The 10,980-nt window shown below is 52.5% G+C and carries 8 protein-coding genes; 6 read left to right on the top strand and 2 right to left on the bottom strand.

Annotated features, from left to right (window positions below; translation table 11 throughout):
- Positions 1–44: 44 nt before the first annotated feature.
- Positions 45–1,370 carry a hypothetical protein gene (locus ARC85_RS15130; RefSeq protein WP_286715332.1) on the bottom strand — a complete coding sequence of 442 codons (1,326 nt, stop codon included), beginning with the start codon at positions 1,368–1,370 and terminating at the stop codon, positions 45–47.
- 431 nt (positions 1,371–1,801) lie between these two features.
- Positions 1,802–2,908 carry a hypothetical protein gene (locus ARC85_RS15125; protein WP_286715331.1) on the bottom strand — a complete coding sequence of 369 codons (1,107 nt, stop codon included), beginning with the start codon at positions 2,906–2,908 and terminating at the stop codon, positions 1,802–1,804.
- Positions 2,909–3,144: 236 nt separating this feature from the next.
- On the opposite strand from ARC85_RS15125, the gene ARC85_RS15120 reads away from it, so the two are divergent.
- The 6 genes from ARC85_RS15120 to ARC85_RS15095 all read left to right on the top strand — a co-directional run bounded on the left by ARC85_RS15120 (position 3,145) and on the right by ARC85_RS15095 (position 10,824).
- Complete coding sequence (locus ARC85_RS15120; RefSeq protein ID WP_286715330.1) at positions 3,145–4,179, top strand: hypothetical protein; 1,035 nt, start codon at positions 3,145–3,147, stop codon at positions 4,177–4,179.
- 146 nt (positions 4,180–4,325) lie between these two features.
- A complete protein-coding gene (locus ARC85_RS15115) occupies positions 4,326–4,724 on the top strand; it encodes a HigA family addiction module antitoxin (protein ID WP_011783322.1) in 399 nt (132 codons plus the stop codon).
- Positions 4,725–4,927: 203 nt separating this feature from the next.
- Positions 4,928–6,229: a replication initiation protein gene (locus tag ARC85_RS15110; protein ID WP_011783323.1), complete on the top strand. Its 1,302-nt coding sequence runs from the start codon at positions 4,928–4,930 to the stop codon at positions 6,227–6,229.
- An 870-nt stretch (positions 6,230–7,099) separates the two neighbouring features.
- Positions 7,100–8,329, top strand: coding sequence for a replication initiation protein (locus ARC85_RS15105; RefSeq protein ID WP_286715327.1), 1,230 nt, complete (start codon positions 7,100–7,102; stop codon positions 8,327–8,329).
- Positions 8,330–8,588: 259 nt separating this feature from the next.
- Positions 8,589–9,752 carry an AAA family ATPase gene (locus tag ARC85_RS15100; RefSeq protein WP_011783325.1) on the top strand — a complete coding sequence of 388 codons (1,164 nt, stop codon included), beginning with the start codon at positions 8,589–8,591 and terminating at the stop codon, positions 9,750–9,752.
- Positions 9,745–10,824, top strand: coding sequence for a ParB/RepB/Spo0J family partition protein (locus ARC85_RS15095; protein ID WP_286715326.1), 1,080 nt, complete (start codon positions 9,745–9,747; stop codon positions 10,822–10,824). The genes ARC85_RS15100 and ARC85_RS15095 overlap by 8 nt, the downstream gene beginning before the upstream one ends.
- The last annotated feature ends 156 nt before the right edge of the window (positions 10,825–10,980 follow it).

The raw sequence follows: 10,980 nt of genomic DNA, 5'->3' as shown, positions 1-10,980 counted from the left end.
TCCAGGTTGGGCTGTCGCGGTGTAGCGTAAGTGACCCATGCGGGTCAGTTTTTGCCCAAATCTATCTCGCCTTTTGATCGGTCAAGCTGTTCTGATATCCAGGCTTTCCACGCAGACGCGCGCGAAGAATCGGCAGGTCCAGCCGGGTCGGTGATTCGATGCTGGTCTGGTCGGCTGCTACGACTGTGGTTCAATTCCATCCACAGGGGTTTTGGCAGGCTATCTTTCGCCTCCAGCATTAGTCCTCGATGACTATCGCGCAAAACCTGGTGTATCGAGGGTTCTGGAAGGTTGGACAGCCAAGGGCTTATCCAAGTCATATAGCGGGCGTCCGGCTCTCTGACCGATGAAGCGAGGCGATAGCGGTACCAGGGATGAGACACGTAGGTTTTTGAGGCGCACCCCGCTATCCGTTTTTCACGGCGCTTCTGGCTTATTAGCGTACCAACTTGATCTGCCACGCTCTCTTTGAGCAACTCAAAGTGAATCATCTGGTTCATGGCCGTTGGATCGATTTCCCCGGTTGCCAAATCCTCCGGGCGGGTAGCCGTTAATCTTCGGCTCTCCATGGTGCTGGACCACTGCTCAAGAAGTCCGGGGTCGGCACATGCTTGGCGCGCCTGTTCCTGGTTCTCGTTCCAATCTGTCAGTTGTTGGTCACCCTTTCCTTGGGTGGCCAGGTACTCAGCCGATTGATCAGTATTGCAGTGGGCAACTTCATGCCAGAACACAATGCTATCGCTGTTGCGTTTCAGATATTCCCTGTCGTTCTTCCCCAGCATTGACCAGGCATAGGGTTGTTCAAGTTGCGATTGCTCGGCAAATGGCATCTCGGGGATCGAAATGGTGCACACGGTACCGGTCGTCGCAGCATAGGCGCCCTGATGATCTCGTGCGCCCGCCAAAACGCCGCGATTGATATGCCTGATGGTCTCAGGGCTATCTGCGCCAGTACCCATTGCGGGGTACAGAAGAACATTCGCCTGAGTCAGCCGATCAGCGTGGTGCTCTCGCTCATAGTGTCGTCTCAGTCTCGCCACTACCGTTGGGTGTCGCCGTTTCGCTTCTACGGACATACCAGCGAACATGACGATGACAGGCATATCCATGTGGCCGCTTGCCAGAAACGACAGGCAGCTCTCGTTTGTCGGCAACGCGCTTATGGACTCCAGGTGGCCAAACCGATTGAGCGTAATCATGCCCTTTCGTAGCTCTTCCGCGGAAACTTCGCCAGCCCGAATCGTCACCGATTCCTGTAGGTTGCATGCGGTCACCCAGGCATTCAGGTTGTCATCTGCCGCATTGGCTGGATTCAGTGACAGGTTTGCCAGCAACACTGCGCTGACGGCGACATTTTTAACCAGGGGCATGGCATCAATTCCATAATTCTACTGTGGTCTATACGGTATCATGTGACACCGCTGTGCAGCCGGATTGTCTGCCATTGGGCGAATGGGCGTTTGTAGGTCTGAGTGACCTACAGGCGGGGTATAATTGTTTCAATTCAATTGCACACTACGATAGGCCCGATCTTATGCTCAAGCGAATCCAAGTCACCTATGAATTTTGCGTAGACGCTCCCGGGGGCACCGATGAAGAGGCTCTGGAGATTTTTCGTCGGCAACACGCGCTGGCTATTCAGGATGATCGTTGCGGGGTTGTGGATGGGCCGGTCGTTACGCCCGTAATGAGTTCTTTGGAGTTCCAGGAAAACACTTTGGACGAAGTTCCCCTTGGTTCTTTGGACTACACATTGCGGGAGCGTTTGGCTCGGGGCGAATAACGCCCCGACGTTCCCGCCCTATGGCCTTGGCCCCTCGGCGTTTTCTTCCCTCAAAAGGCTTTCTGCCTTCTCGCTAACTCGCTCCATCGTTTTCAGCAACTCCTGAATGCTGGTTTTCGCGGCGCCGTAGGCTAAATCCCTCTCGACCCATGCAAGTTGGTCTGCCAGTTTTGGCAATTGCACTGCCAAAGCCCCCAGCTCTTCGGATTGGCTTTTCGCTTCGTGAACGGATGAGAGCTTCGTGTTGCGGGCGGACATTTCTCTGTAGGCTTCGGCAAGTATATTTCTTACCGAATCCGCAGCGGAGTGCTCAAGGCTTTCAAGTCGGCTGCTGCATGCGCTGGCCAGGATTGCCGTCGCTGCAACGCTCAGGCCCTCCGGCTCTACTTGCGGGCAGGCATTCATCCAGGCTTCCCCGAGCTTTTTGCAAATCGACTGATCAGCGTGAAAGTGTTTATCTACATGTTCCAGGAAGGGTTCAAAAAAATCGGCGTTCGCCGGCAGTGCGCCTCGAATGCTCATTGCATTCACCCAGCTGCGCAAGATCGGTTCGTTGACAAATTCGACGTTCAGCGCTGACACCTTTACAGATATCCGGGGTGTTGATACCTCGGCTCTCTCGCTCTCGATATGGTCGGCCGCATCTAGTCCAGTGCCGATAGCTTTGAGGTCGTGCTGATGTTTCAGTCGTTCAAACGGGGTTAAATCGTCGATATTTGCTGAGACAACACGCTCCCGCTCGCTCAACAGGATTGTTTTCAGATTTGGTGTACCTTCGCATGGCAAGTTGTTCAGGAGGTTTTCGGCAGCCACTTCCAGCTTGGTGATCCCGGGCATAACAGCATCAAGCGAGGTCTTCTCTAGCATCGAGCTCCATGCCCTCGATGACAGCCGGCTTCCCTCACGCATTGCATCCATGAATGCAGTTGACGCCAACTCCCCTGGCGAACCGTCCAGTGCAAACCGATACAGTTTATCCCCTAGCTCTTTGATCTCCTGGGCGAAACCGGCCTTCCAGTTCAGACTTAGAGATAGCCCTTCCAGGTATCGGACGCCAATATGCATGTTCGTGGCGACCCGTTGCAGCTGCTGAACGGTTGTGTCAGTCAATTCATATGTGTTCATGTTTTCTTGTCTCCCCCCTACGGCTGCACCTCAAGTATCACACACGGTCTATTACTCTAAATGTTTCAGCCAATTTAGCCGTAATTGGTCAAAAAAGCGACGGTTTATTGGTCTATTTCAACCCGCTCCGTCCAAATTAATTTGACGCGGCCGTGTAACTGCTCTATTTTTGCGCCCTATGTATCACAGGGGTATCCGTATACCAGTTTAAGAACCGGTTGATGTTGAGGGCTATCATGTACCAGGACACCGCAGCTGCACTTGATTACCGCCAGGGGAGCTTGCCGTTCGATGATGTTGGGGCGCTTGGGCATTCGGGTATGCGTGCTCAACCGTCATCCCGCATAGAAGCGTCAGAGTCTCCGGCAGAAAGTGATAGCCCGTTTGAAGACTTGTCGGGCTCCCTGCTCCGAGTGGGGCGATTATCCGATGAGTCGGCCAAGCGAATGGCGGCCTTTTCGAGTGTTGTTCAGCGGTCTTTCGATATTCGCCGGCACGAAGATGCTGGCCATATCGTGACTCACTTTACCGCTGCGTTCACAGATTTTTGGTACAAGCGCTATGCCCAGTATTCATGCACGAAGCGATTTTTACGGCGCGTTGCAAAAGTGTTTAACCTGAGTCCCGAGCAAGCCACAGCAACACAGGCGCACCTCGATCTTCCCAACTGCGTGTCTGCGCCGCGTCGCGCCCTTGATCAGCATCGTTTTTCAACCTGCCTCTACATGGACGACAATGAAACCGTCCGTGATCCGCTGGCCCGGTACTACGACAGAACCGTTAAAAAACAGAGCACGCTGGCCGCGTGGGATTCCTATCTTGCCCGCTACGCCTATTTATCGCCTGATATGCTAAATCCAGCCGATATTCGATTTCTCTTGCGAAACTATCCGGTGCTTACTGAGCGCATGGCTATGCTTCTGCAGGTTCGTCCAGATGAGCTGGCGGCCTACGCCGATGATATGAATTTCCCTCAAACCTACCGAACGCGGCCGTTGGCTATTCGTGATCTTATTGGCCACGAAAAACACCAACGATTAACTCGCATCGTTATCGCTTGCGCCCAAATGCTCTATACGCATCAAGCCATACCCTTGAAGACCATCGCAGAGCGAATTGGTGTCGATATCGTCACGCTCTATACGCTGGGCGAGAAGGTTGGGGGTGACTGGGTGATGCCTACCCTTAATACCGTCCATCACGTCATCGAGATCACGACACTGCTGCATGTAGAGTCGGGGGGCGTTCTCAGGCAGAACGTGAATGGCTGATGTGTGCCTCAGTCGAGTGCTGGCAGTGGCCTGTACTGAATCTTGTGCGGCAACGTCGCAGCTCTCGCTGCGCCTTGCGCGGGCGCCCTTGAATATGATTCTGCGGGCTGGGGTTGTTCCTGCGGAGAAAAATTGGAGTTCGTTACATGCTTAACGGTTCATCATTTTCCAAGAATTTGGGGCATCCCGGATCCACTCTCGGGCAGTTCATTGAGTACCTACTGGTGCCCAAGGGCCAGGCTGCAAGTCACATGGGTGTCTCACGAGCCACTCTATTTCGCATTCTGGCGGAAGAGGGCCGCATTACAGTCGATATCGCCATGAGGCTTGAGCAAGCTTTTCAGATTGATGCTGGGTACTGGCTCAAGCGCCAGGCTGACTATGACGTGGCGCAGGCCCGGGAATCACAGAGATACGCTGAAATTGCCCCCATGAAGGGCCGAGATGAAGCGCGGGATGCCTTGATGCAGGCTGAGCGCGTGACGTTTTCCAGTGTGATTCGTTCGAATAAAACTGACAGAGGGCTGTCGATGGCCATTCGTTAGGCAGAAATGAAAAAGCCCAGAACGGCAATTCTGGGCTTTAAAGTGCAATCTTGTTTGGCGACGGGATTGCTTAACATGCGCAACTATGGCGATGTCGGTATGCCCATAGTAGCGCGAAGTGTTCCCTTGTGCAACTTTTGGGGCTGAAATGATCGACATTTTCTGCATTCGCTCCGCTGGATTTATATCCTGGCGGGGCATTCATGACTGAATCTAGTCACGCTTATCGCTTACCGTCGTGGTCAACTGCCCTTGAGCGCTTTTACGAGTTGGCGCCCTACTTTCCTCGGTGTTCCACAACCAAAAATGCAGCACTTACCCGGCCGAAGGAGCTGGCGGTTCGCCATCCCTATATCCAGGTTAATCCCAAGTGTCTGGTCTCATGGCTGATCTTCGACCTCGATGACGTTGAAGACTGGTATTCATGGGAGACGGCCGACCTCCCCCCTCCGAACCTCGTTGTTCGAAATCGCCAAGGTGATCATAGGTCTGAGCATTGGTACTACGCCATCACGCCGGTGGCCAAAGGGCCGAATGCACGGGAAAAACCTCTCGCCTTCCTGAAGGCCGTCTACCAGGGCATGGCGGCCAGGATTCGCTATGCCGATCCGCACTATGCCAATGGGCCGGTAGCTAAAACTCCGGGGCATCGTTTCTGGTCCACCCTTGAGATTCATGACCATGAGTATTCGCTAGGTGAGCTGGCGGAATATCTGGCCATGGGTGATTCCGTCTCCCCTCCCCTTCCAGGTGAGCACCAAGACGCTGAGATCGAGTCCAGGCATGTATGGATGTTCAATCATCTTCGTAGACGTGTTGCCTACCCGAATGTCGTCCGGTTCCGCGAAAACGATGATTATGAAGGTTTTGAGCGCCTGCTTCTCAGTGAGGCGGGGCGTGCGAATCAGTTTGCGCAATCGGGCTGGGGGCGATCGAACCTCCGATTAAGCCAGTTGAAGGCCACATGTCGCTCCATCGCCCGTTGGACCTGGTACCGGTACACCGGGCAAGGAAGTGGCTGCAACCGCGGGGTTATGCGTCTCAGTGGTTCACTGCCGCTACGTGAGCGTCAGCAGCTTTCATCAAATCGAACACATGAGGTGCGCCGGCAATCTACGAAGGATCGCATTGTAGCCTCTGTAAAAGCCCTGAAGCTCGCTGGGGAGGCGGTGACCTTTGCTGCCATAGCTCGTAACTCCGGGCTCTGCAGGCAGACCGTTGCGCGGTACCGGGATCTCGTTGATCAGTGCTGTTCCGCCCCAGGTTCGAATGCTCAGGTATGTGTGAATGCTGGCTCTGAAAGGAAGGATGCGGTGCGCTCTGGCTGTGTTACATTTGGTGTTCATCAGATAACTAGCTGTTCAAAGACTTCAGGACAGTATAGCTATGACACCAATAATGTTGCCTTTAGCCCTGGCGCTGGGGTGTCAAATCATCATAAATCGATAACTGGGCGTGTAGATGAAGTGCCGGGGTGGGGAAAAATCCTATACCTGGACGGTTAAATGAGAGCTACATCCTTGTTTATTGGTTTGTCTGTTTGGTTGTTTACCTATTTCTGCTCCCTATAAATCATTGTATTTCAGTGTATTAGGTTGTTTATCGGCAACACTTTTGGTGTTCGGGGCAACTGAGCCTGTTGTTGTGGCAACGAAGTCATAGTCACAGACAACGGATTTGGTGGGATTGGCAACAAGAGCCGGCTCGGGCAACAGGATTAGTGCTTCCGGCAACACGATTGGTGTAAGCAGCAACGTAATTGGTGGATTCTGACTAAAAATCCACCAGATTCGGCTATCCAGACAGTTTCCGGTGTCTAAAATCGCTCCTTTATAACCATTTGTGTTGCCCTAAATGGCTTAGGCTGGGTCTAAAGGCAACATTTTTGGTTGATTGCCTTCACGCAACCAATTTTGTTGCCTTTTAACCCCGGGGCCCACCAATTTTGTTGCCTTTGGCTTGGGATAGACACCAATTGCGTTGCCGTTAGAGGCTGGATTCCCGCTCCTACGGGCAACGTCATTGGTTTTCTGCCGGCGTGATCGGTGGTGCGAGTCCCAAAAGCAACACGATTGGTTGTCCCGCTGCACACTGCAGGGCGCTATCGGCAACATTTTCGGTGTTTTGTGCGAAAATTGGTTAGAGGTTGATCACATTGTCAGGGTGGAGGCGACGAAAAAGAGTCAAAAGGTCCTCCAGCAACCAAAATTGTTGCCCATGACACCAATCGTGTTGCCGGAAGCACTAATCCTGTTGCTCTTTGCATCAATCCCGTTGCTTTTCGTGTTGCCGTATTGCTACATCCGGGATTGGCTGGTATCAAGATCATCAAACTTGTTGCCGTTTGCGGCTATCGATCATGGAATAGGCTATCAATGAGCAAAATGGAATCCCCAGGCGAACAGCTCGATCTGATCGTTGTCGATGAAAATACGACGAAGCTCAAGGTTGCTAAATCTAATGCGCTGGTAGAGGCGCAATATGAGCTTAGCGGGAAGGAGCACAAGCTGCTGCTGGTCGCCATGGCAGAGATCCGTAAGGATCAGACGAGTTTTTATGAGCAGGTTTTCTCCGTCCAGGACCTTGCTGAGCTTCTCGATTTTTCCAAGTCTTCAGCTTACTCAGAGCTGGATCGCCTATCTACGGGCTTGATGCGTAAGCAGGTGGAGATCCGTAATGATCAAACTGGTGGTTGGGAAAAGTACCAGTGGGTCACCAAGGCCTACTGTCGCAATGGTCAGTTTGGGATACGTTTTAGTGAAGAGTTAAAGCCTTTCCTATTGGGCCTCGTTGGTCGCTTTACGCTGTATGAGTTGTCCCGGGTTCTCAAGATGAACTCCAACTATGCTATCCGCCTCTATGAGCTGCTCAAGCAGTTCGAGCGGTTTGGTAAGCGAACCTTCAGTCTTGATCCCAAGATGACCTCCAAGGAGGACTGGGAGTCCTTTCCAAAGCTGATGGGTTACAACCCAAAGAGCTATGCCCGTTTTTCCAATCTTAATCAGAGGGTTTTATCGCCGGCGATAAGCCAGGTTGAGCAATACACTGAGTTTCGCTCGGTCAATTTCAGCGTTATTCGATATAACCGGAAACCCGTGGCCTTGGTCTTTTCCTGGAAGACGGTGGATACCTTTGAGGATATTCAGGAGCATCCGTTGTATCGGGATATTCGGGCTCTTGGGGTGACTGAGGCCGCGTGTCGCCAGGCTTTCAAAGAGTACGATGAGGATCGAATTGCTCGGAATCTGAGTTATACGAAGCGGGCCCATAAGGACGGCGATGTAAAGAATCCGGCCGCCTATTTTGCGTCAGCACTTGAGAGTGATTTTGCCAGTGGGCAGAAGCCCTTGCAGTTTGAAGATACGTTTGCGCTGGCAGCGCAGGCCAAGGCTGGCGCCGGTAATGCCGAGGCATCGCCCCAGCAGGCTGAAGGCATCGTGGATGCGCCAGGCAAGGAGCGGCATCAAGAGGTTCGTGAACTCTGCACAACCGATAATGAGGCGAGGCGCTGGTTATCCTTAGAGCGGGCTCTGGGGGTTCAGTTTGAGAGTTTTAACGAATTTCATGCTGAGGACATGAGGCAGCGACAGACCGGTACCCGCTAGCCTGGCTGGCAGTGCTTTTCTTTTTGTCCTGACCTCTCCCTTATTCGATTTCCTGAACAACCCTCTCCCCTGCACCGCTTTTTGTTCTCGGCTTTTACGTGTGGTACTCCGCTGATCGCAACTCGGTAGCTACCTAAGTTACGTTGCGATTCTTCGGGCCTGTATTGGTTGCAATGTGCCACTTCTGTGCTAATGTGTGTCAAAATGGTGTTTTAGGCTATTTGACCCACATTAGTAGATTTAACCAACGGAGGTTGCCATGGCTTTGAAGCAGCTGGGGCCGGATAACGCAAGTGCATATTTTCATCAGTTTGTAGTACGGGGAAAGGAAGAGTCCGAATCTATCCGGGCGGACATTCTTACGGAGGTAGGTGATGGTCAGCGTCGTCTGCCTCGCACCTGGGGCGCCAAGCGAGCGGCTAAGATGATTGGTCGCAGTGAGGGTTGGTTGCGCGACAATGATCCGGATGTCCCGCGGAATGAAGCTGGGCATGGTCGCTGGACTCTTGCGCGAATTAACGAGCTGCGCAAAAAGGCGGGGACGTTGTATCAGCGCCCGGCCGGAAGCGAGCCAATCATCATGGCAGCATCAAAGCTCAAGGGTGGTGTTGGTAACACGACATTCGTCTGTCACGCGGCTCATTACTTTGCAATGCAAGGTTTGAAGGTTTTGGTGTGGGATCTTGACCCGCAATCGTCCGCCACATCTATCCTTGCGGCTCTGGTGCCAGATGCTCACTTAGAAGATGAGGATCTGCCCAATAGTGCGTTACTGGAAGATATGTCGCTCTTCCCGGGCTGCATCAGAAAAACCTACTTTCATAATGTCCACCTGGTTCCATCGAATTCTGCGCTGCAGGATTTGGATCTCAAGTTGGCGAGTCAGCAACAGTCGGATAGTGAATTCCAGATTGCGCCGCATGAGCGTGTTCGGGCTGCGCTGGATCTGGTAAAGGACAATTACGACATAATTTTGATTGATTGCGCCCCTGCCCTGGGCATGCTGACATTAAACGCCTTGATGGCGGGTAATGCGCTCATCAATCCTATGCGCCCTTCCCTGCTGGATTTGGCTTCCTATGTAATGTTCACCGGCAGCCTCCAGCTGTTCTACCAAGAGCTTGCTGAACTCCCTCTCAAGTATCATCGGATTGTTCTCACCGCTCATAAAAACACGACCGGCAATGAGCGAATGGAGAATCGAACGAGGGCTATGTATGGCGATGCCGTTTTGACACGGCGGATCATGGATAGTGAGGAAATTTCCAATGCGGCCACCAAGTTGTCCACGGTCTACTGCTTAGAGAAGCCGATCGGCGCGCGGGAAACTTACAACCGAGCCATTGATACTCTGGATCAATGCTATGGTGAAATTTTTGAAGATCTCAAGCGTGTTTGGGAAATGGAGGGTGAGGATGTCTGACAGTAAAGCGCGCGGCATGTTTGCAAATGTTGCTGATAAGAAGAAATCGTCGAAGCGTGGGCCGCTGGTTTCGCAAAACGAAATAGAGGATGGCGACAAGCCGTTTCCATCCGCGAAATCCGCGCCCTCGCCTTCTGCGGTTGCATCCAAGCCTTCGGCGCCTGCGGTTCAATCTGAGCATAGCCCATCCTCTGCTGTTTCCAAAGACGGTGAGTATCGGGTTATCGATTCAAAGTTGATTCGTACCTGGAAGTTCAAGGACCGAACGGTTGATGAGCTTCAGCATGATCCAAAATACTCGGAGCTTTTGGCTTCAGTGCGGGCGTCTGGTGTTCTTGAGCCCATTCTTGTTCGAGCGCTTCCTGAGCCGGATTCGAACGGTTGTCTCTATGAGGGCATCGCCGGTTTTAAGCGGCTAAGTGCTGCGACTGCGTTGGGTCAGTCCATCAGGGCTTTGGTCATCGATGTTGATGATGTAAAGGGTGCTGTGATCCAGGAACAGGAGAACGCTGGCCGGTCTGAGCCATCTGCCTGGGGCCGGGCCACCAATTATCTTCGCCTTCTCGATGGCGGGGTTTATACAACGCAAACCCAATTGGCGGATGGCTTAGATATCAACAAGAGCTACCTCAGTAATCTGTTGAGGGTAGCCAGGCGAATGCCAGAGGATTTGGTGAAGTCTTTGCCGCTGACGAAGCTTGGTTCAACCAGTTTGATCTATATGATTACGAAACTGGATGCGGTTGAAGGCTCGGCAAAAGAGGCTCTGATTGATCGAATTGTCGAATTTGCTGATGACTTTAATGCTAAGCCTGAAAAAGCATCAGATATTATCGATAAGGCGGTGGCAAGCCTTAGTGAAGATAGCCGGAAGGCCTCAGGTCCGGCGTCCTCGGTTTATCAAAGTCAAAAGGGTAAAACGCTGACCGTTAAGGCGAAGGATAACCAGGTGGCGGTGACGTTCCATGAGGGCGCCTTGGCTGTCGCTTCCGTTGAAGATATTACGGATGCTATTACTGAGTATCTTGCGAAGAAGGGTTTGTCTTTGGAGCAGGTCCAGAAGAAGAAATAGCTTCGAGCGATAGTTCAATTAGTTCTACGTAAACCCGCCCATTGAGGCGGGTTTTTTGTTTTCTATAGAAAACTCATGGTCACCTCGCGTTGGGGGTGGCGGGGCGGGTTTTCTATAGAAAACCTGGCGCAGATATAGAGTGAGGCACCCGTCGTT

This window comes from Marinobacter sp. tcs-11, assembly GCF_002049515.1.
Lineage (GTDB): Bacteria > Pseudomonadota > Gammaproteobacteria > Pseudomonadales > Oleiphilaceae > Marinobacter > Marinobacter nauticus.
Note: the sequence above shows the minus strand (reverse complement) of the source record. Positions and strands in the feature narration are given on the sequence as shown.

Excerpts from the sequence above, each read along its gene's own strand:
- ARC85_RS15100 (WP_011783325.1), top strand. The coding sequence starts at position 8,589 with ATGGCTTTGAAGCAGCTGGGGCCGGATAACGCAAGTGCATATTTTCAT.
- ARC85_RS15130 (WP_286715332.1), bottom strand. The coding sequence starts at position 1,370 with ATGCCCCTGGTTAAAAATGTCGCCGTCAGCGCAGTGTTGCTGGCAAAC.
- ARC85_RS15110 (WP_011783323.1), top strand. The coding sequence starts at position 4,928 with ATGACTGAATCTAGTCACGCTTATCGCTTACCGTCGTGGTCAACTGCC.
- ARC85_RS15125 (WP_286715331.1), bottom strand. The coding sequence starts at position 2,908 with ATGAACACATATGAATTGACTGACACAACCGTTCAGCAGCTGCAACGG.
- ARC85_RS15115 (WP_011783322.1), top strand. The coding sequence starts at position 4,326 with ATGCTTAACGGTTCATCATTTTCCAAGAATTTGGGGCATCCCGGATCC.
- ARC85_RS15105 (WP_286715327.1), top strand. The coding sequence starts at position 7,100 with ATGAGCAAAATGGAATCCCCAGGCGAACAGCTCGATCTGATCGTTGTC.
- ARC85_RS15120 (WP_286715330.1), top strand. The coding sequence starts at position 3,145 with ATGTACCAGGACACCGCAGCTGCACTTGATTACCGCCAGGGGAGCTTG.
- ARC85_RS15095 (WP_286715326.1), top strand. The coding sequence starts at position 9,745 with ATGTCTGACAGTAAAGCGCGCGGCATGTTTGCAAATGTTGCTGATAAG.